The 20459-nt window shown below is 56.9% G+C and carries 16 protein-coding genes; 11 read left to right on the top strand and 5 right to left on the bottom strand.

Annotation, left to right across the window (positions count from 1 at the left end; genetic code table 11):
• The first annotated feature begins 259 nt into the window (after window positions 1-259).
• The 7 genes from V1T76_RS16130 to V1T76_RS16160 all read left to right on the top strand — a co-directional run bounded on the left by V1T76_RS16130 (window position 260) and on the right by V1T76_RS16160 (window position 10476).
• Complete coding sequence (locus V1T76_RS16130) at window positions 260-1033, top strand: response regulator transcription factor (protein ID WP_330561678.1); 774 nt, start codon at window positions 260-262, stop codon at window positions 1031-1033.
• A 438-nt stretch (window positions 1034-1471) separates the two neighbouring features.
• Window positions 1472-3073: a sensor histidine kinase gene (locus V1T76_RS16135; protein ID WP_330561679.1), complete on the top strand. Its 1602-nt coding sequence runs from the start codon at window positions 1472-1474 to the stop codon at window positions 3071-3073.
• 1 nt (window position 3074) lies between these two features.
• Window positions 3075-5318, top strand: coding sequence for a GGDEF/EAL domain-containing response regulator (locus tag V1T76_RS16140; protein WP_330561680.1), 2244 nt, complete (start codon window positions 3075-3077; stop codon window positions 5316-5318).
• Window positions 5319-5595: 277 nt separating this feature from the next.
• Window positions 5596-6300, top strand: a complete 705-nt coding sequence (locus V1T76_RS16145; protein ID WP_330561681.1) for an SRPBCC family protein — start codon at window positions 5596-5598, stop codon at window positions 6298-6300.
• A 234-nt stretch (window positions 6301-6534) separates the two neighbouring features.
• On the top strand, window positions 6535-7026 hold the full coding sequence (locus V1T76_RS16150; RefSeq protein WP_330561682.1) for a (2Fe-2S)-binding protein: 492 nt from the start codon (window positions 6535-6537) through the stop codon (window positions 7024-7026).
• 218 nt (window positions 7027-7244) lie between these two features.
• On the top strand, window positions 7245-9605 hold the full coding sequence (locus tag V1T76_RS16155; RefSeq protein WP_330561683.1) for a xanthine dehydrogenase family protein molybdopterin-binding subunit: 2361 nt from the start codon (window positions 7245-7247) through the stop codon (window positions 9603-9605).
• A 73-nt stretch (window positions 9606-9678) separates the two neighbouring features.
• Window positions 9679-10476, top strand: a complete 798-nt coding sequence (locus V1T76_RS16160; protein WP_330561684.1) for an FAD binding domain-containing protein — start codon at window positions 9679-9681, stop codon at window positions 10474-10476.
• A gap of 131 nt (window positions 10477-10607) precedes the next feature.
• Here V1T76_RS16160 and V1T76_RS16165 read toward each other — a convergent pair whose 3' ends face one another.
• From V1T76_RS16165 to V1T76_RS16185, 5 genes are read right to left on the bottom strand one after another with little or no spacing between them, the layout of a single operon-like run.
• Complete coding sequence (locus V1T76_RS16165; RefSeq protein ID WP_330561685.1) at window positions 10608-11813, bottom strand: molybdopterin molybdotransferase MoeA; 1206 nt, start codon at window positions 11811-11813, stop codon at window positions 10608-10610.
• Window positions 11813-12325, bottom strand: coding sequence for a cyclic pyranopterin monophosphate synthase MoaC (gene moaC, locus V1T76_RS16170; protein ID WP_330561686.1), 513 nt, complete (start codon window positions 12323-12325; stop codon window positions 11813-11815). Before moaC ends, V1T76_RS16165 begins: the two co-directional genes overlap by 1 nt.
• A gap of 6 nt (window positions 12326-12331) precedes the next feature.
• A complete protein-coding gene (trpC, locus tag V1T76_RS16175) occupies window positions 12332-13144 on the bottom strand; it encodes an indole-3-glycerol phosphate synthase TrpC (protein ID WP_330561687.1) in 813 nt (270 codons plus the stop codon).
• 3 nt (window positions 13145-13147) lie between these two features.
• On the bottom strand, window positions 13148-14161 hold the full coding sequence (gene trpD, locus V1T76_RS16180) for an anthranilate phosphoribosyltransferase (protein WP_330561688.1): 1014 nt from the start codon (window positions 14159-14161) through the stop codon (window positions 13148-13150).
• Between the two features lie 24 nt (window positions 14162-14185).
• Window positions 14186-16078 carry a peptidylprolyl isomerase gene (locus V1T76_RS16185; protein WP_330561689.1) on the bottom strand — a complete coding sequence of 631 codons (1893 nt, stop codon included), beginning with the start codon at window positions 16076-16078 and terminating at the stop codon, window positions 14186-14188.
• 230 nt (window positions 16079-16308) lie between these two features.
• Between V1T76_RS16185 and tpiA the strand changes: the two genes are divergently transcribed.
• The 4 genes from tpiA (at window position 16309) to V1T76_RS16205 (ending at window position 20188) form a co-directional block, all read left to right on the top strand.
• Window positions 16309-17067: a triose-phosphate isomerase gene (gene tpiA / locus V1T76_RS16190; protein WP_330561690.1), complete on the top strand. Its 759-nt coding sequence runs from the start codon at window positions 16309-16311 to the stop codon at window positions 17065-17067.
• A gap of 125 nt (window positions 17068-17192) precedes the next feature.
• Window positions 17193-17576: a preprotein translocase subunit SecG gene (gene secG, locus V1T76_RS16195; protein WP_022998549.1), complete on the top strand. Its 384-nt coding sequence runs from the start codon at window positions 17193-17195 to the stop codon at window positions 17574-17576.
• A gap of 133 nt (window positions 17577-17709) precedes the next feature.
• Complete coding sequence (locus V1T76_RS16200) at window positions 17710-19338, top strand: CTP synthase (RefSeq protein WP_040439900.1); 1629 nt, start codon at window positions 17710-17712, stop codon at window positions 19336-19338.
• 28 nt (window positions 19339-19366) lie between these two features.
• Window positions 19367-20188 carry a VOC family protein gene (locus tag V1T76_RS16205; protein ID WP_330561691.1) on the top strand — a complete coding sequence of 274 codons (822 nt, stop codon included), beginning with the start codon at window positions 19367-19369 and terminating at the stop codon, window positions 20186-20188.
• The last annotated feature ends 271 nt before the right edge of the window (window positions 20189-20459 follow it).

The following is a 20459-nucleotide window of genomic DNA, read 5'->3' on the forward strand; positions in this document are numbered from 1 at the left end:
AATGTTACATCTTATTAAGGATTGCGGAAAAGCGCGGTTCCAGGCATTTTAATAAATTTTTCCGTCAGTTTATTCGTAATGTCCGCGATTTTTTATTTAGTTTTCTATGTGGATATAAGAATTTCCGCCACTATAAATTCTGAAATAGTTGTCCGGATAGGGAAGAAACGTTGACCTTGTGAAGCTCCAAAATTACGGATTCTACATTGGTAAAATCCAAGGGGCTGATATGTTCATAATTGTAGACTCAAGAGAGATAGTGACCGCAGGCTATGCCTCGGCATTCGACCGGGAAGGCTACGCCTCCCTGGAACTTCATCCATCGGAACTACTGGACTGGTTGGAAATCACATGCGCCCAGGACCTAGGATCGGTTGACGCCATCCTGTTGGGAGAGTGTGAGGAAAGATGCGGTTATGTTGCATCGATCCGCAGCCGTTGTCCGGAAGCCCAGATCGTGGCTCTGGAAGACACGGCCAACCTGGAGAGCACGCTCGATCTGTTCTCTGCAGGTATGGACGACGTCTTGAAAAAACCGGTCCACGTTAGGGAAATCATTGCTCGTGTCGGAGCCTTCCGCCGCCGGATAACGTCCCGCAACAATTCCGCAGGTACCGGCGCTATCGAGGTATTCTTCGACGGCCGCGATCCGGTCGTTGGCGGGGATGTCATGGAACTGCCAAGACGCGAACGCCGTATTCTTGAATATCTTGTCAAGAACAAGGGGCGGCGTGTCACCAAGACGCAAATCTTCAATGCTGTTTACGGTGTCATGAATGACGGCGTGGATGAGTGTGTCGTCGAGAGTCACATCTCCAAGCTGCGCAAGAAGCTGAAGAAGAAACTGGGATACGACGCAATCGAGTCGACACGCTATATCGGCTATATGCTGAAGGATGCGACCGCACCCAAGCAGAAGGTTGCAGATACCCGGCGTCAGGTTCAGCCTTCTCCGGCAACCAGCCACGCTGTAGAAGCTCCGCTCGAAAACCGCACGGCAAACAAGCCGTTCTTGTCTGTGGTGAATGCCTGAGTGGGATAAACTCTAAAATCTGGAGCCGTTGCATCGACAGGCTGATTGCAAAGGCAACTACCGAGCGGACTGGCATGAGAATGTTGCCGGAAACAATTGCATGATGCGATGCCGCTCAAATATCTCCAAATCTCATTTTTGTAGATTCAACACGAGCCGTTCCGATGTGGAGCGAGGGCTGTTTCAATTTACAATTGATTTTTATGGAAAATTTAGAAAACCTGCCGAAGATAGACGATACATTGGCGCTTTGATCAAACGAAGTCCACTCTGAGGGGCGTTGATCAGGCGAGGGGCAATATCGATGTGTCTGTGATCAAGTATTGAAGAGACGGTCCGCAAAGGCGGTTCAGTTTTCGTTCTTGAGGGGAGCCATGTGAACCGGGTTTGCCGGAAACACATGAGCTGGAACGGACACCATGAATTGAGGTGGGCGTCTTGACTCTTAACGGCGGTACGTCGTTGCCAAATTCATCCAAGGAGATGGGCCGGGCCAGCCTGTCCCGGACGTTCATTCTTTATACGCTCGGTCTGTTTGCTGTTCTTGGCATCATTTTCATCGGCATTCTCACAAAGATAACCTGGGACGCATCTCACGCTCGCGCCATTCGTGTCACCGAAGCCTTTTTTCAGGCAACGAAGCGGCCGTTCGAACGCGCCATCTGGACAGTGAATGCCGATGCGACCCTGCAGCTCATCCGAGGACTCGAAAGTCTCGAGGTTGTCGAAAAGGTTTGGGTCGAGACGCCTGATACCGGTAATTTCGGCGAGCCTGTCACCGGACCACGTGCCGCTGAAGCGCTCACCTATACGCTCAATTCGCCGAGCACGATTCTGCACAAGGATGCAATTGGTCAGGTGTTCATTCTGATCGACAGGAATACGATCTCCTATGAGATTGTTTCCACTGTCGGTTTTATCGTCACTGCGATCATCGTCTATCTGTTGCTGCTGGCAATCGTCATCAGGACCGTTTTCCGCCGCCTGATCGGGCAGCCGTTGTCTGCAATCGTCGACTACCTCTCGACGCCGCGCCTGATCGAGGATCCGCCCAAAGCCGAGCTTATGCCTGGACGTGTTGATGAGATCGGCATTCTTGCGGCCAGTCTGCAGTCCATGGTTCAGCGTCGGCATCTGGATCTGCAGAAAATCCAAGAATATCAGACCAACCTTGAGGATTTGGTGGCCCACCGGACCGAACAGCTCAAGCTGGTACAGGAAGAGCTTATACAGGCCGACAATCTTGCCGCGCTCGGCGCGCTTGTTGCCGGCGTCTCTCATGAATTGAATACGCCATTGGGAAATGCCCTTATGGCGGCCACCACCATAAAGGATTCGACCGGTTTTCTGCGCAATGAGCTGGAAGAACAGAAGCTGAGCAAGGAAGCTCTGGAGAGCGAAATCGAGCGTATTTCCGATACGGCCCACATTATCGAAAAAACGCTAGGCCGGGCTCGTGAACTGGTGGGTAATTTCCGTCAGGTAGCCGTCGACCGGCAGAGCGAGAAGAAACGGGCTTTCAATTTCGATCATATTATTCGTGAGACCCTGGCGACATTGCAGCCGACGCTGAAGAAGACGCCCTTCAAGATCGAACTGGATCTCCATGCGGATGAGATTATCGACAGCTATCCGGGAGCCGTCAGTCAACTCGTTTCGAATTTGGTCGAAAACGCGATAAAACATGGATACGAAGGGCGGAGCGAAGGGTTGATCAAGTTGTCTTCCCAGATTGTTCATTCAGTTGATATGGGCCGCGGCAATTCGAATGAACGCAAGATTATCTTCAAATGTCAGGACTTCGGTGTAGGCATCCCGGAGAAGAATCTGAAAAAAGTATTCGAGCCGTTCTTCACGACGAAGTTCGGCAAAGGAGGATCCGGCTTAGGGATGGCGATTTGCTACCAACTGGTTACGGAAGCCCTGAGCGGAACCATCTCCGTGTCTTCGAACGTGGGCTCTGGAACGGAATTCACAATCGAGTTCCCCGCCCTTGCTGTTCAGGATTCCCGGAAACGGCTCGGACAAAAGGTGCACTGAAATGGTGATGGACTTTCTTGCCCCTTCAGTGCCGGAAGTGAAAAAGCCTGCCAAGGCTCCCTGGAAGATCCTCATCGTGGATGACGATCCCGATGTGCATGAGGTTACAAAGATCGCGGTTGGCGGATGTGTGTTTGAAAACCGCCCGTTTGAACTGCTGCATGCCCTTTCTGCCCTCGAGGCCCGGCAAATCCTTTTAAAACACACGGACATCGCCGTGGCGCTCGTCGATGTTGTTATGGAAAGTGATACGGCAGGTCTTGGGCTTGTCAGCTGGATCCGCTCTGAACTCGGCAATCATTTCACGCGGCTGATCCTACGCACGGGCCAGCCCGGATATGCGCCGCAGACAGACGTGATCATGAAGTTCGATATCGACGGCTATACCGAAAAAGCCGAGCTGTCCCGAACCAAGCTGATTACGGCGATTGTCACCGGTCTGCGCGGCTACAAGCTGGTCATGTCGCTTGAGACAAATCGCAAGAAACTCAAGCAGTTGAATGAACATTTTGCTGCGATTGTCGAAAAGAATGCGCTGAGCGAATTTGCCGCCGCCGTCTTGAAGCATTTTACCGCACTCGTCGGTCAGCCTGTCGACAGTCTTTTGTGCGGTCTGGAGACGCTTCCGGACTATGGATCGTTCGACAAGTCCAACATAAGGGTTTTGGCTGCTACCGGAAACTTCGAAGACAAGATCGACTTGCCGGTAGAAGTCATCAGCGACGATGCCATCCGCAATGCTGTCTCAAGATGTGTCGAAAGCCAGGCTGCAAGTGCGTCGCCCCATGGGCTGGCGCTGCCGCTCGTTACAAGGAACGGCATGACCGGCGCGCTCTATCTTGGCATGACCGAGGAACTGCTCGAAGAGCTCGTTGGCTCCGAAGTGGTTCAGCTCTTCGTTTCCAATGTCGCGCTCGGGTATGAGAAAACAGGCCTGCTGGAGCATATCCGCAACCTGGCCTATGTCGACCGAGTCACCGGCCTTTCGACTTTTTCGGGGTTTCTCGAAACCTTTCAGCGGCACGCGGCCAATGGTTCGAAGCTTCTGGTCGTCCATTGCGACATCCATCGCTTCCGCGTCATCGTCGACGGGATTGGGGACGAAAAGGCCGGCGCGGTTCTGAAACGGACCGGTCACCGCCTGTCGCAAACGTTCCCGGATGCGCTCACCATCGCCCGGAAGGAAAAGGACGAGTTTCTGATCCTTCTGAAAGGCGGGCAGGGAAACGGCATTCAGGATGTGGTTGCGCGCGTCGAGGAGGCGTTTCAACAACCGATCACGCTTGAGGATAACCAGATCAGCCTGCGACTTCGTTTGGGGTTCGCGTCGACCGAAACGGAAGCCCAGGGCGCTGAACAACTCGTTCGATTTGCTTCCATTGCCCTTAACGATGTCCGGCAGAAGGGCGTGACGAATCACGCTGTCTTTCATCCGCTGATGCAGGAAGCGGCCTTCGAGCGTCTGAGGCTCGCCTCGCTCCTGACCGGTTCTAGCAATCAGACGAAATTTTCCCTGAACTATCAGCCCATCATGCGGGCGAAGGACGAAAGCCTGGCGTCGTTCGAAGCCCTGATGCGTTTCCGCACACCGAACGGCACTTTCCTCAATACGGCACGGATGATCGAAGCCGCTGAAGCCAGCGGTCTCATAACCGAAATCGGCGCATGGATGTTCAAGACATCCTTTTCCGAGTTCAGCAGCTTGACCGGGATATCCAATGACGTTCGGCTGAATGTGAACCTGTCTCCCAAGCAGGTTCAGGCCAACCGGCTTTACAAGGATATCGAGGATGCGGTGACTGCCGCCGGGTTGCCACTCGATCGTCTGGTTTTCGAGGTGACGGAAGGGCTGTTCTTGAGCAACGACCGGGTCACACTGGCGTTGCTCACATGGCTCCGTGACAAGGGCGCTCGGGTCGTCATTGACGATTTCGGTACAGGGTATTCGTCGTTCAGTTATCTGCGCAAATTGCCCGTGGACGGTATCAAGATCGACAGAAGCTTCACCATGAACATGGATCAGGACGCCGATGCGCTTGCCGTTGTGAAATCGATCATCGCCGTTGCTCAGGCCCTGGATCTGAATGTCACTGCCGAAGGTGTTGAAACGGTTGCCCAGCGAGACATCATGCAGGATCTTCAGTGCGACTACCTGCAAGGATATCTCTACGCCAAGCCTCTGCCGGCCAACGATCTGTCTGGCTTCATCCAGAAAACCGTCGAAACCGGTGTCGCCTTCGGATAAAAAGGGTTGTCAGTCGGCTTGTTCAAATCTGGCCGGAACTGTCAGGACAACAAGGTTTGAACGGTGCAGACTGCGCTTGCCGGCGCATACGTCGATTGGCCCACACACCAGCTTCGCGGAATTGTGTTCTGCAATTCTGTTCAGATAAGCGATTGAAAATTTGTATGAAACACGCTCTCATGCGGGAAAACGTGTTTGCGACGTACACTCCAATCGCGTTGAATGCCGACTGGACCTTTGCAAAAATGCGCCAAAGCGCGACTTGGGGAGAAAACACATGGATATGAGCGGCTCCCACCGGATCCCGGCCAAACGGGAAACCGTCTGGCAAGCCTTGAACGATCCGGATGTCCTACGGGCTTGCATTCCTGGCTGCGAAAGCCTCGAAAAGACCTCGGACACCGAAATGACCGCTGCGGTCACATCGAAAATCGGGCCTGTCAAAGCGAAGTTCAAAGGGGAAGTGACCCTTGAGAACATGAACCCTCCGGAAAGCTATACGATCACGGGTGAAGGCAAGGGCGGCGTCGCCGGTTTTGCCAAGGGGTCCGCTGATGTAAAGCTGACGGAGGAGGGTGACGACACAATCCTTACCTACGAAGCCAAGGCACAGGTCGGCGGCAAACTTGCGCAGCTCGGCAGCCGGTTGATCGATTCCACAGCCAAGAAAATGGCAGAGGAATTCTTCACGAAATTTTCGGAGATGGTCGGGACACCAGCCAGGCAGGATGAACCTGCGGCCGCGGCTGACGACGATCTGGATCCGGGAGTTGCGGAGGAAGCCAAACGGATCGCGATTGAGGAAGCGCCCGGCGAAGTCATGCATGCAATCGAGGATGCAGAGCATGTGGTTGAGGAAAAAATCCAGCAGGCGGAACAAAATATTGAAGCTGCCGCAGGACGCAACGTTTTCGGCGGCCCGATGGTCTGGGGGCTCGTGTTGCTCGCAGCCGTGATTGTCGTGCTTGCACTTGCAAGTTGACCGGGCCGTATAAATCTTGAAATGATCGGGCTCTGACAATTCAGGACGCGCCAGAGCCCCAGCACAAAACACGGTGATAAGCCGGGAATTTGGGTCAGTGGGGAACAATCCGATCAGATTGTTTTTCCGTTCGCTGGTCTGGACCGGACTTTCGCAGGAGCTTGTCTGTCATTGCTTGCAGGCAGGCTCTGTCAAAAGTCGAGGTTCAGGGACTTTCATGAGGGAGAGGAATTCATGTCGAAAGTATCGATGGTATTGAACGGCAAGACGGTTTCGGCTGATGTCGAAGACCGGACGCTGCTCGTATCGTTTATCCGGGATGTGCGCGGGTTGACCGGCACCCATGTCGGCTGCGACACCTCGCAATGCGGGGCGTGCGTGGTGCATGTCAACGGCAAGGCCGTTAAATCCTGCACCATGCTGGCCGCCCAGGCCGATGGCGCCGACGTGGTGACGCTGGAAGGGATCGGCACGGCTGACAGCCTGCATCCTGTTCAGGCTGCCTTCCGTGAACATCACGGGCTTCAGTGCGGTTTCTGCACCCCTGGCATGATCATGACCGCCGTGGACATGATCAACCGACACGGCGCAGGCAATCTCGATGAAGCAACCATCCGCCACGAGCTGGAAGGCAACATCTGCCGCTGCACCGGGTACCACAACATCGTCAAGGCAATCAAAGCCGCCTCTGATCAAATGGCTGGCATGGCTCAGGCTGCCGAATAACGGCACGGGCCGAACTCCCAAAACGTGATGCGCGGATCCGTTCGCGCAGCAGGACGACAAGACCACTCAGCCGAACAGGATGCCGGGAGGAACAGGCATCTTCGGTTTGACCGCCAGGTCTTGAGAGATAGCTGCCTGACAGGCAGCCGCCGGATTGTCCGGCGTGTGGAGGATGTCCGGTACTGGCGGAGCCGGAGCAGATATTCGGGAGAGAAGAAATGGCAGTTGAGGGGATTGGCGCTCGTGCCCTGCGTAAGGAAGACAAGCGCTTCATTACCGGCAAAGGCAAATACACCGACGATATGACCATGCCGGGCATGGGCTATGCCGCCTTCGTTCGCTCGCCGCATGCACACGCAAAGGTCAAGGGCATCGATGCCAGCGCGGCTCTGGAAATGCCGGGCGTGGACGCGGTTCTGACCGGTGACCAGCTTGTCGGGGATGGCATCGGTAACCTGATCTGCGGCTGGATGATCCATTCCAAGGATGGTTCGCCGATGAAGATGGGTGGCTGGCGCGCCCTTGAGCCGGAAATCGTCCGCCATGTCGGGCAGGCCGTTGCCGTGGTCGTGGCCGATACGCAGGCTCAGGCGCGCGATGCGGCCGATGCGGTGGTCGTCGACTATGAGGAACTGCCTGCCGTCATCGATCCGCTGGCAGCGCTTGAGGCTGGTGCGCCGCAAATCCATCCGGAGGCCGAAGGCAACCTGATCTACGATTGGGAAATCGGCGATGAGGCTGCCACAAACGCAGCCTTCGAAAAGGCAGCCCATGTGACGCGCATGGAGATCCACAACAACCGCCTCGTTCCAAACGCGATGGAGCCGCGCGCTGCTCTTGCCGGTTACGATGCGGCGGAGGAGCATTACACGCTCTACACCACGTCGCAGAACCCGCATGTGGCCCGGCTCGTGTTGTCGGCCTTCTACAACGTTGCCCCTGAAAACAAGCTGCGCGTGATCGCGCCTGATGTCGGCGGCGGCTTTGGTTCGAAGATCTACATCTACCCGGAAGAAATGGTCTGCCTCTGGGCGTCCAAGCGCGTTGGCCGCCCGGTCAAATGGGTGTCTGACCGGACAGAAGCTTTCCTCACGGATGCTCACGGCCGCGACCACCGCTCGGAAGCGGAACTCGCACTTGATTCCGACAACAAGATCCTTGGCCTCAGGGTCAAGACAATCGCCAATCTCGGCGCTTACATGTCGTTGTTCTCATCGTCTGTGCCGACGTATCTTTACGCGACACTGCTGTCGGGTCAGTACGACATTCCCGCGATCCACGCCAACGTGAAGACGGTCTACACAAACACCACCCCCGTGGACGCTTACCGTGGCGCCGGCCGACCGGAAGCAACCTATCTTCTGGAGCGGATCATGGAAACGGCGGCTCGCGAAGTTGGCTTGTCGCCAGCTGAGTTCCGCCGCAAGAACTTCATCCGTTCGTTCCCGCATCAGACACCAGTGATCATGTGCTATGACGCAGGTGATTACGACGCAACGCTGGATGCAGCATTGAAGGCTGCGGATTACGATGGCTTTGCTGCGCGCAAGGCCGAAGCTGCGTCCCGTGGGAAACTCCGCGGTATCGGTTTGTCCTGCTACATCGAGGCGTGCGGTATTGCGCCGTCCGCAGCGGTTGGTTCGCTTGGGGCAGGTGTCGGTCTTTGGGAATCTGCCGAGGTGCGGGTCAATCCCGTCGGGTCGATCGAGGTTCTGACAGGCTCGCACAGCCATGGTCAGGGACACGAGACCACCTTTGCCCAGCTCATCAGCGAACGCTTCGGCCTGGATACCAATGCGGTTTCCATTGTTCATGGAGATACCGACAAGGTTCAGTTCGGTATGGGGACTTACGGCTCGCGTTCCGGCGCGGTCGGTATGTCTGCCATCGTCAAGGCGCTCGACAAGGTCGAAGCCAAGGCCAAGAAGATCGCGGCTCACCTGATGGAAGCCTCCGAAGGCGACATCCAGATCGAGGGCGGCGAGCTGAAGGTTGCCGGTACCGACAAGAAGCTGACCTTCACCGAGGTGGCACTTGCCGCCTACACGGCTCACAACCTGCCGGAAGGCATGGAACCTGGCCTGAAGGAAGGCGCTTTCTACGATCCGACCAACTTCACCTTCCCGGCCGGCACTTACGTCTGCGAAGTCGAGGTCGATCCGGATACGGGCAAGACGGAAGTTGTCAACTTCGTCGCGGCTGACGATTTTGGCAACATCATCAATCCGATGATCGTTGAAGGCCAGGTGCATGGCGGTATCACGCAGGGGATCGGTCAGGCATTGCTGGAAAATGCGTCCTACGACGAAAACGGCCAGCTTTTGACTGCGTCCTACATGGATTACTGCATGCCGCGAGCCGACGACGTGCCGTCCTACAACCTGTCGACCCATGTCACTGCGTGCCCGGGCAATCCGCTTGGCATGAAAGGCTGTGGCGAAGCCGGTGCCATCGGCTCTCCGCCGGCTGTCATCAACGCGATCACGGATGCTATCGGCGACAACAACCTGTCGATGCCGGCGTCTCCGGAAAAGGTCTGGGCGCTTTACCACGCAGGTCTGAAGCAGGCGGCCGAATAACGCCAGAATCGGGACTTACGGGCGGGGTAACCCGCCCGCCATTGCACACGTTTTAAATCCGGGGAGACCCAGCATGTATGAAACGACGTATCACAAGGCCGGATCGGTAGCGGAAGCCGCTTCACTGATGGCCAATGCCGATGACGGCAAGTTCCTTGGTGGCGGCCAGACGTTGCTGCCGACCATGAAACAACGGCTTGCCGCCCCCAGCGATCTCGTCGATGTCACAAAGATTGCGGAGATGAAGGGGATCAGCGCCAATGGTGACGGAGTGACCATCGGCGCAGCGACGACTCACTTCGAGGTTTCGACCTCTGATCTGGTGAAGCAGAAGCTTCCTGGACTGGCTTCCCTTGCCAGTGGCATTGGGGACCCGGCGGTTCGTCACATGGGCACCATTGGCGGATCGATTGCCAATAACGATCCTGCAGCAGACTATCCTGCGGCGCTGGTGGCTCTTGGTGCAACCGTTGTCACCAGCAAACGGGAGCTGGCTGCGGAAGATTTCTTCACGGGTATGTTTGAAACCGCGCTCGATGAAGATGAAATCGTCGTCGCCGTCAAGTTTCCGGGGGCTGCTGCCAGTGCCTATGCCAAATACCCGAACCCGGCATCGCGTTATGCCATGGCAGGCGTATTCGTCGCCAAGGGCAGCGATGGTTCCGTGAAGGTTGCCGTCACAGGCGCCGGGCAGAACGGTGTTTTCCGTATGTCGGCCATGGAAACTGCACTTTCAGGCAATTTCTCGCCAGATGCGGTTGCCGGTATTGCTCCTGATGCAGACGATCTTCTGTCCGACATTCACGGATCGGCGGCGTATCGCGCGAACCTTGTAACGGTCATGGCAAAGCGGGCCGTTCAGAAGGCTTAACGGACGTTGATCTGACTACAAAATGAGAACCCGGCCGGCACTCGGCCGGGTTTTGCTTTTTCGGCTGGCTTATTGTCTGTTCCTGCATCCGGACCGGTCCGGGCTCTGGTGCTCTGCAGGATGAGATTTTTTCAGAGAACCAGAATGGGTACTTCGGCTCCGGCCTCCAGCGCAGGTGCATGCGGCGGACGGACCACGAGTGCTCCCGATTTCGCCAAGAGGTTCAGCATGGAACTGTCCTGCCGGGAAAAGGGCGTTACCATGAGCTGTCCGTCTTCCGCCGTCGAAAGCGTTGCCCGGACATAGTCCTGCCTGCGGTCGTTTTCTGGAAGGGGCCCGGCCAGGGTGGCGCGTTGCGGGGCGGAGCTTTCCCTCGTCTGGCCGAGCATCGCCTCGATGAGAGGTTTCAGGAAGAGCAGGCCGCAGACAAGGCTGGAAACCGGGTTTCCCGGCAGACCGAGCACCTTGGTGCTCCCAAGACGGCCGGCCATCAGCGGTTTTCCAGGACGCATAGCAATTCGCCAGAACGCCAGGTCCATGCCTTCCTGTCCCAAAATGTCCTGGACGAGGTCGTGGTCGCCGACCGAAGCACCGCCAAGAGTAACCAAGATATCGGCCTTCTCTTTGATGGTGCGTTGAACGTGGTTCGCGAGCGCCACAGGCTCGTCGGGCGATATTCCAAGATCCAGAGGCTCACCGCCACAATCTTCGACCAGAGCCGCGATCCCGGCGTGGTTCGATGCGATGATCTGATCCGGTCCGGGTTCCATCCCCGGTCGTACGAGTTCGTCGCCGGTTGCCAGGATTGCGACTTTCGGGCGTCGATGTACCGGTAGCAGCGCATGGTTCATGGCAGCGGCGAGGGCAAGGTGCCTGTAGGCAAGTCTGACCGGTGGCTTTAGAAGCACGTCACCTTCTGCGAAATCCAGCCCGGCAGGCCGGACATATGCGCCCTTGGCAGGGTTTTCCAAAACCGTTATCCGCTCGCCGTCACGCTTGGCGTCTTCCTGTATCAGGATGGTGTCTGCGCCGGCCGGGACCGGTGCCCCGGTAAAGATCCTCACCGTTTCGCCAGCACCAACCGTTCCGGAGTATCCATGTCCGGCAGGTGCCTCGCCCACAATGGTCAAGGTGGTGCCTTCGGCTGTCAGGTCATCGTGACGGATGGCATATCCGTCCATTGCAGACGCTGCGAACGGAGGTTGTGTGCGTGTGGAGACCAGCGGCTCCGAGAGATACCTGCCGTTGGCATTCTCAAGCGGAACCAGCTCCGTTTCCAGGGGAGCCACCCCGGACAGCAGCTTTGTCAATGCTTCCGAGACGGGCATCAGGCTCATCAGGTGCCACCCAGGCTGCCGTCTTTGTCGAGCGTCCAGTGGCCTGACTTGCCTCCGGACTTCTCGACAAGGCGGATATCGCCGATGACCATGCCTCTGTCGACAGCCTTGGCCATATCGTAGATAGTCAGACAGGCGAGGGAACAGGCAGTCAAGGCTTCCATTTCGACACCTGTCTGTCCGCTGACCTTGGTTGTCGCCGTGACCACCAGACCGGGTAGAGCGTCGTCCGGGTCGATGTCGATGGAGACCTTTGACAACATCAGTGGATGGCAGAGTGGGATCAGCTCGTGCGTTTTTTTGGCCGCAAGAATACCGGCTATCCGAGCCGTGCCAATGACGTCGCCCTTCTTGGCGTTGCCGTAGCGGATGAGTTCAAGCGTTTCAGCACGCATGGTGACCGTACCGCGCGCAACGGCAATCCGGTGCGTAACCGACTTTTCGGAAACGTCCACCATGTTGGCAGACCCTGCCGCATCCAGATGGGTCAGTTTTGGGATCTGGTCGGTCATATTCGCCTAAACCGCCTCGGAAAGTGCCGGGCGGGCGAGAAGCGTTCTGGTGGCAGACGCAACATCTTCCTGGCGCATAAGGCTTTCGCCGATCAGGAAGGTTGAAATGCCAACCTTGTTCATCCGGGAGAGATCTGAAGGGGTGAACAGTCCGCTTTCTCCGACGATGATCCTGTCGTCCGGAACACCGGGTGCGAGCTCCTCACTGGTTTCCAGTTTGGTCTCGAAAGTTTTGAGATTCCGGTTGTTGATGCCGAGCAGACGGGAAGACAGCTTCAGAGCACGTTCCAGCTCTTCAGCGTTATGAACCTCGAGCAGGACATCCATTCCAAGTTCGAACGCAGTGTCTTCCAGTGATTTGGCCGTGTCGTCATCGACAGCTGCCAGAATGATCAGGATGCAATCGCCACCCCAGGCTCTGGCTTCATAAACCTGGTACGGATCATAGATGAAATCCTTGCGCAGCGCGGGCAGGGTGACTGCGTCACGCGCGGCGGTCAGAAAGTCTGGTTTTCCCTGAAAGGACGGCGCGTCCGTCAAGACGGAAAGACAGGCCGCGCCACCTTCTTCATAAGCCTTGGCCAGAAGTGGCGGATCGAAATCCTCCCGGATGAGCCCCTTGGAAGGGCTGGCCTTCTTGATTTCGGCAATAAGAGCGTATTCGCCTGCCGTGTGTTTGCTTTCGATTGCCTTGAGGAACCCGCGCGGAGGGCTCACGTCACCGATGCGCGACTTTAGATCGTCAAGCGACACGGAGGCCTTGGCAGCGGCGATTTCCTCACGCTTGTAGGCTTCGATTTTTTGAAGAATATCAGCCATCTCTTATCCGTTCGACGCTGCAACCAGCTTTTCCAGTGTGTCGGCTGCAGAGCCGCTGTCAATCGATTGAGCAGCCAACTCGACGCCGTCCTTCAAGGTTTCCACCTTGTCTGCCACCAGCAGCGATGCTGCTGCATTGAACAGAACCACATCGCGGTAGGCGTTTTGGGCCCCGGCAAGAACGTCGCGCAAGGCTTTGGCATTTTCGGAAGGAAGCCCGCCCTTGAGATCCTTCGGCTCGGAAACGGCAAGGCCGACGTCTTCCGGTGAAATTTCGAAAGACCGGATCGTCCCGTTGTTGAGCTCGCTGACGAATGTCGGTCCTGTCGTGGTGATTTCGTCCATACCGTCAGAGCCGTGGACCACCCAGGCTTTTTCAGATCCAAGTTCACGAAGGGCTTCCGCCAGCGGCTCCACCCATTTGCGCGCAAAGACACCTACCATCTGGCGCTTGACGCCGGCTGGATTGGTCAGTGGGCCGAGCAGATTGAAGATGGTGCGCGTGCCGAGTTCCATGCGTGTCGGACCCACATGCTTCATGGCGGCATGATGCAGCGGGGCGAACATGAAACCGATCCCGGCCCTGGTGATGCAGTCTGAAATCCTCTTTGCATCGATATCGATGTTGACGCCAAGTTCGGCGAGCGCTTCCGCCGCGCCGGACTTGGAAGACAGCGACCTGTTGCCGTGTTTGGCCACCGGCACTCCGCAACCCGCAACGACGAGTGCGGTGCAAGTAGAGATGTTGTAGCTGCCGGAGTTGTCGCCGCCGGTACCCACGATGTCGATGGCGTTGGCCGGGGCCTTCACCGGGATCATCTTGGAACGCATGGTTGCGACAGCGCCGGTCACCTCGGCGATGCTTTCGCCGCGCACACGCAAGGCCATCAGAAAGCCGCCGAGCTGGGACGGCGTAGCGGATCCCGACAGGATCACCTCAAAGGCTTCGCGGGCTTCTTCGGGGCTCAAGGAATGTCCGTCAGAAACCTTGGCTATGAAGTCCTTGAATGTGCTCATGTCGTCATTCCACTTTCAAACGGATCAGTTCCGGTCCAGCCCGATCATCTGGGCAATCCCAGCATTGTTTATTTCAACGCCTGCCTTGGTTTCCCGGTCGGAAATGAACTGACCGAGCAACGTATCCTGAATCTGCTGGGAAAGCTGCTGCCCGAGGGCCGCAACCTGCGGCGCATCTTTCTGGAATTCCGGAACGTTCGAACCGGTGACTTTCAGCACGACACGGCCTTCACCGTCATTGGCTTCGGCGACCGCGGTTGTTCCAATCGGGCCGCTGAACACTGCCGACACCGCATCCCGGCCAAAGTCTCCGGACGGTGTGTTGCGCTTCAGCTCGGTAGCAGTTTTCACCTCAAGTCCGGTTTCCGCGGAAAGGGCTATGAACGGAGTGCCGCCTTCCGCTTTGGCCAACAGGTCTGCTGCGGTATCGCTCAAGCGCTTTGCAAGTTCATCCTTCTTCCAGGCTGCGATGACATCTGCCCGGACTTCATCAAGCGTGCGTTCTCGAGACGGAATGACCTTGGCAACGTCGTACCAGAGAAAACCCTGGTCACCGAACTGGAGAACGTCGTTCTCAATACCGATATCGCTGTCAAAAGCTCCGGCCACCAGACCTTCGGCATCGGGCAGGGCAGCGGGTTTTCCGTCTTCCCCGTTTCCGGAGGCGTCAAAAGCTGGCGGTGTTTCCACGGTCAGCGAGAAACGCTCACCGACTTCATCCAGAAGTGCTCCGCCTGCACGTGCGTCCTCGACTTCATCAAGCAGATCGAGAATTTCCCGTTCAGCCTGTTCCTTGGCAAGGCTCTGGACGATCTCGTCCTTCACATCTTCAAAAGGTTTAGTGCTTTCCGGGAGGATTTCCTCGACGTTGAGAATGACGGTCGAGAAACGGCCTTCAACCGCGCCGCTCGTTGCGCCTTCGTCCAGGCTGAACGCGGCATCGCCTATGGCTTCATCCAGAAAATCGGCTTTTGCCATCACGCCCAAGGTGACGTCATTATCAGACAGGTTCCGTTCGCTCATGAGCTCATCGAAAGTCTTGCCGTTTGCAAGTTCCTGAGCGGCTTCTTCCGCAGCTTGCTGAGACGGGAACGACATCTGACGGATCTTTCGCCGTTCGGGCTGGAAGAAGTCTTCCGATCGCCGTTCGTATTCGGCGCGCGCGTCCTCATCGGAGATGTCGTCCGGACGGGCCAGAGAGGTTGGCGTCAGGGTGACATATTTGATTTCACGGAACTCGGGAGCGCGGAAGTCATCCTTCTTCTCTTCGAAGTAGGTCGTCAGAACGTCTTCTGCAGGATCCTCTATCTCTCCGATGAATTCTTTCGTGACCAACAGGTAGTCGGCGCTGCGCGTTTCTCCCTGATAGGTGTCCAGCACTTCCAGATATGTCATCGGTGCCTTCATGCTTCCGGCGATCCCTTCCGCAAGCTGTGCGCGTTCGGCAACCTTGCGGCGCTCCACGACATATTCGTCTTCCCGGTAACCGCTCGAGCGGAGAACCTGTTGCAGCCGGTTCTTGTCGTACCGACCGCCCGGCCCCTGGAAAGCGGGATCGCTCTGGATGATCGTTGCCAGGCGTTCGTCAGAGACGCCAAGCTTCATGTCCTGCGCCGTATTGTTCATGGCCGCTTCGGCAACAAGTTTGCCGAGCGTTTGTTGCGGAACACCGAGAGCTGCACCTTCTGCCGGTGTCAACTGGCGGCCGAATTGTTGCGCCAACCGCCCCAGGTCTTGCCTGTAGGCCCTGTCAAAGTCGAACAGGGAGACTTCCGTGTCACCGACCTTCGCAGCAGTGTTCTGTCCGACACCGGTCAGAAAACCGCTAATGCCCCAGACGGCGAAGCTCATGATCAACAGAGCAATAAACAGTTTGGCAACCCAGGTGCCAGCGCCCTTGCGCAGCGCGTCAAGCATGACGACTCCCGTATACTTCTTCTTTGCGGCAGCCGGTATTGCCGGCTGAATTCAGGACCGGCCTTGGCCGGAGCGGGCGGATCATAAAGACGCGGCGCCGCGGCCGCAAGGCGGCCTTTTACAAACTTCGGAAGCGATTTGGGTTTTCCCGTCCTCAGGGTGATTGCAACGCTTGGGCGCTTCTGCTCTATAGGCGGCAATCTTGGATCATGCCGCGGGAGAAACTGAATATGAGCGCAGCGATCAAGCCGCTGGTGGCCGGCAACTGGAAAATGAACGGCCTGAAAGCAAACCAGGCTGAAGTCTACAAGATGATCGCCGGAATTGGCGACGATCTGGCGGATTCGGTCGATGCGATGATCTGCGCACCGGCGACGCTGATTGCAGCAATTGCCGAAAAGGCCGGAAATGGCGTTTTGTCCGTCGGCGGCCAGGACTGCCATACCGCCGTTTCAGGGGCCCATACAGGTGATATTTCCGCTGAAATGCTAGCGGATGCCGGCGCAAAAGCCGTCATCGTCGGACATTCTGAGCGCCGGACCGATCACGGTGAAGCCGATGTTGATGTCAATGAGAAGGCCCGGGCCGCCTGGCGGGCCGGCCTTGTCGCCATCATTTGCGTCGGAGAAACGGAAGCAGAACGCAAGGCCGGGCAGGCACTTGCAATTGTCGAACGTCAGTTGAACGGGTCCGTTCCGGACGGGGCGACCGCCGAAAATTGCGTCATCGCCTATGAACCGGTCTGGGCGATCGGCACCGGCCTGACGCCGACGACGGACGACGTGGAAGAAATGCACAAGGCCATGCGGGACAACCTTTCCGCGAGGTTCGGTTCTGAAGGAGCTTCCATGCGGCTTCTTTACGGTGGTTCGGTAAAACCGGCCAATGCACGCGAGTTGATGGCGGTTGCCAATGTCGATGGAGCGCTGGTTGGCGGGGCCAGTTTAAAGGCCGACGACTTCCTCGGAATTCTGGCGGCCTATTCTTGACATCACCGATTATATTGTGCCCGGCCTTGAAGGTTCTGTGACGAAGGCGCAATTGAAGGGTGGAAAGCTGGCGGCGTCTGGTGTAGAAGGCCGCCAATCTTGAATTCAATGAAGAATGGCGTTCGATGGAAACCGTAGTCATCGTAATCCACTTGATGGTCGTCCTGGCCCTTGTGCTTGTTGTCCTCCTGCAGCGTTCCGAAGGCGGCGCGCTTGGCATTGGCGGCGGGGGCGGTGGTCTGATGTCCAGCCGTGGAACTGCGAACATTCTGACGCGCGCAACTGCCGTTCTGGCAGTGGCTTTCTTTGCCACCTCTCTGACGCTCAGCCTGATCGCCAAGAATCAGGACCGCCCTGGTTCAATTCTTGATGCGGTGCCGACGGCAACCCAGGAAGCGCCGGCCACGACGGACGGCACGACCGAAGGTGGTTCAGGCGGTGTTCTCGATTCGTTGAAACAGCTCAACCAGCAGCAACCTTCCGGACCTCAGGTCCCGGCCGCGCAGTAAGGCGGCCAAACGGGTCTTCCGGCCCATTCACCCGACATATGCCCTGCGGCTTATCTCGCAGGGCATTTTTATGTGTTGAGAACGCAACTCCCGAGTGGCCAAGGCGCCCTCGGCAAGGATATGGTATTGGTCCATGGCGCGATATATTTTCATCACTGGCGGCGTGGTCTCCTCGCTTGGAAAAGGTCTTGCTTCTGCGGCACTGGGCGCATTGCTCCAGGCGCGCGGATACAAGGTCCGACTCCGCAAACTCGATCCCTACCTGAACGTCGATCCGGGCACCATGAGCCCGTATCAGCATGGCGAATGCTTTGTCACTGACGATGGTGCGGAAACAGACCTCGATCTTGGCCACTACGAACGGTTCACCGGCCGTCCTGCCAACCAGCAGGACAACATAACCACCGGGCGGATCTATCAGGACATCATTGCCAAGGAACGGCGTGGCGATTATCTGGGCGGAACCGTCCAGGTCATTCCGCATGTGACCGACGCAATCAAGAATTTCGTTCTGACCGGCAACGAGGGCTACGATTTTGTCCTCGTGGAGATCGGCGGCACGGTCGGCGACATCGAGGGGCTGCCGTTCTTCGAGGCGATCCGTCAGCTTGGCAACGATCTTCCGCGTGGCGACGTCGTTTATGTGCATCTGACCTTGATGCCGTACATCCCAAGTGCCGGCGAAATGAAGACCAAGCCGACACAGCACTCGGTCAAGGAGCTGCGGTCGATCGGTATTCAGCCGGACATCCTGATGATCCGCTGTGACCGCGCGATCCCGGAAACGGAAAAACGGAAGCTGTCACTGTTCTGTAACGTGCGTGAGAGTGCGGTTATTCCGGCTTACGACGTCAAGTCCATCTACGATGTGCCGATTGCCTACCACAAGGAAGGCCTGGACGACGAAGTTCTGGCGGCCTTTGGCATCAAAGGTGCACCGGCGCCGGTTCTCGACCGCTGGAACGGCATTTCGGAGGCGGTTGCCAATCCGGAAGGCGAAGTCAAGATCGCGATCGTCGGCAAGTACACGGTTCTGAAGGATGCCTACAAGTCGTTGATCGAGGCATTGGTTCACGGCGGCATTGCCAACCGGGTCAAAGTCAATCTTGAATGGATCGAATCGGAAACCTTCGAGAAGGAAGACCCGAGCCCCTATCTGGAAGGCGTGCACGGTATTCTGGTTCCCGGCGGTTTCGGTGAGCGTGGTGCCGAGGGCAAGATTGCGGCGGCACACTTCGCTCGTACCCGCAAGATCCCGTATTTCGGCATTTGTTTCGGAATGCAGATGGCGGTTCTCGAAGCTGCCCGTAATCTCGCCGGAATTGCGGACGCCAACTCCACCGAGTTCGGTCCGGCGAAGGAACCTGTTGTTGGTCTGATGACCGAGTGGACAAAGGGCAACAGCAAGGAAGTGCGTGATGCAGAGGGCGATCTGGGTGGCACGATGCGCCTTGGCGCGTATCCTGCTGCGCTCAAGGCTGGGTCTAAGATCGCTGAAATCTACGGGACGACAAGTATCTCCGAGCGGCATCGCCACCGCTATGAAGTCAATATCGGTTATCGCGACAAGCTCGAAAAATGCGGGCTTATTTTCGCCGGGACGTCGCCTGATGGCGTTTTGCCGGAAACAGTCGAAATCGCGGATCATCCTTGGTTCGTCGGCGTTCAGTACCATCCGGAACTGAAGTCGCGGCCATTCGATCCGCATCCGCTGTTCGCATCCTTCATCAGCGCGGCGATCCATCAAGGCCGTCTGGTCTGATCGGCGCTGACGGGACGGGGTAGGAAAGATGGTTCGCGGGCTCGATCACATCGTTGTTGCGGTCAAGGATCTGGAGTCCGCGGGCCAAGCCTGGAGCGAACTCGGTTTCACGGTTACCCCTGAAAACCGGCATTCCTGGGGAACTGCAAACCGATTGGTTCAACTTGACGGTTTCTTCGTGGAATTGCTGAGCGTCGCTGATCGGGATCTCATTTTCGAAGGCTCAGACGAGGTGTTTTCGTTCGGAGCCTTCAATCGAGATTTTCTGACCAGGCGGGAAGGGGCCAGCATGCTGGTGCTGGACAGTTCCGACCCTCAGAAAGACAGAGAAGATTTTCGTAAAGCGGGATTGAAGCTGTACGAACCTTTCTCATTCGAGCGCACAGCCAATTTGTCTGACGGCAGCAAGGTGCAGGTCGCCTTCGATCTGACGTTCCTGAGTGATCCGCTTGCTCCTGAGATCGGCTATTTCACGTGCCGTAACAGGTTTCCGCAGAACTTCTGGAAAGATGCCTTTCAAGACCACGCCAATGGTGCGTCAAAGGTCAAGGCGGTTTACCTCGTCGCGGGTGACCCATCCGATCATCACGAGTTTTTGGGCGGGTTTACAGGACAGCGAGAGATGCGCGCGACCAGTCTCGGTCTGGAATTGAAAACTGCTCGCGGTACGATATCTGTGCTGACGCCGTCGGCCTATGCGTCGCTGGTTGGTGCAGACGCGGCTAACCAGATTACCGGGCCGCTGCCGCAAATCGTGGCTCTGGAAATTGGCTGCAGAGGTCTTGCTGAACGAAAAACAGTTCCGGCGAACCAGTTGAACGGGCTGACGCTGATTCTGTCCTCAGAATAAACGTCTCCGAAGGCTCGGTGTTACGAGGGATGACCGGATGGCGCTCATCGGCGCAGAATGCATTTGTGTCAACTGCGTCGTGAAATGTGCCACGTCGTTGAATACCAGATTGCGGTTTACGGCTCTCCAAACGGGTGACGCTCCGTCGACTTTGATAACATTGAGTTATTAATCCCCCGAGACCACACGGTTTGGGCACTATTCTCTTGTTGAATCAACCAGTCCTTTTATAGTGAGCTCCAAATTAAGCGCCTTGACCTGATGGTCGGAC

This window comes from Roseibium sp. FZY0029, assembly GCF_036350355.1.
GTDB lineage: Bacteria > Pseudomonadota > Alphaproteobacteria > Rhizobiales > Stappiaceae > Roseibium.

Coding starts and splice junctions, on each gene's coding strand:
- V1T76_RS16185 (WP_330561689.1), bottom strand. CDS start 16,078: ATGCTTGACGCGCTGCGCAAGGGCGCTGGCACCTGGGTTGCCAAACTG.
- V1T76_RS16155 (WP_330561683.1), top strand. CDS start 7,245: ATGGCAGTTGAGGGGATTGGCGCTCGTGCCCTGCGTAAGGAAGACAAG.
- V1T76_RS16140 (WP_330561680.1), top strand. CDS start 3,075: ATGGTGATGGACTTTCTTGCCCCTTCAGTGCCGGAAGTGAAAAAGCCT.
- tpiA (WP_330561690.1), top strand. CDS start 16,309: ATGAGCGCAGCGATCAAGCCGCTGGTGGCCGGCAACTGGAAAATGAAC.
- V1T76_RS16145 (WP_330561681.1), top strand. CDS start 5,596: ATGGATATGAGCGGCTCCCACCGGATCCCGGCCAAACGGGAAACCGTC.
- V1T76_RS16160 (WP_330561684.1), top strand. CDS start 9,679: ATGTATGAAACGACGTATCACAAGGCCGGATCGGTAGCGGAAGCCGCT.
- trpD (WP_330561688.1), bottom strand. CDS start 14,161: ATGAGCACATTCAAGGACTTCATAGCCAAGGTTTCTGACGGACATTCC.
- V1T76_RS16205 (WP_330561691.1), top strand. CDS start 19,367: ATGGTTCGCGGGCTCGATCACATCGTTGTTGCGGTCAAGGATCTGGAG.
- trpC (WP_330561687.1), bottom strand. CDS start 13,144: ATGGCTGATATTCTTCAAAAAATCGAAGCCTACAAGCGTGAGGAAATC.
- secG (WP_022998549.1), top strand. CDS start 17,193: ATGGAAACCGTAGTCATCGTAATCCACTTGATGGTCGTCCTGGCCCTT.
- V1T76_RS16165 (WP_330561685.1), bottom strand. CDS start 11,813: ATGAGCCTGATGCCCGTCTCGGAAGCATTGACAAAGCTGCTGTCCGGG.
- moaC (WP_330561686.1), bottom strand. CDS start 12,325: ATGACCGACCAGATCCCAAAACTGACCCATCTGGATGCGGCAGGGTCT.
- V1T76_RS16200 (WP_040439900.1), top strand. CDS start 17,710: ATGGCGCGATATATTTTCATCACTGGCGGCGTGGTCTCCTCGCTTGGA.
- V1T76_RS16150 (WP_330561682.1), top strand. CDS start 6,535: ATGTCGAAAGTATCGATGGTATTGAACGGCAAGACGGTTTCGGCTGAT.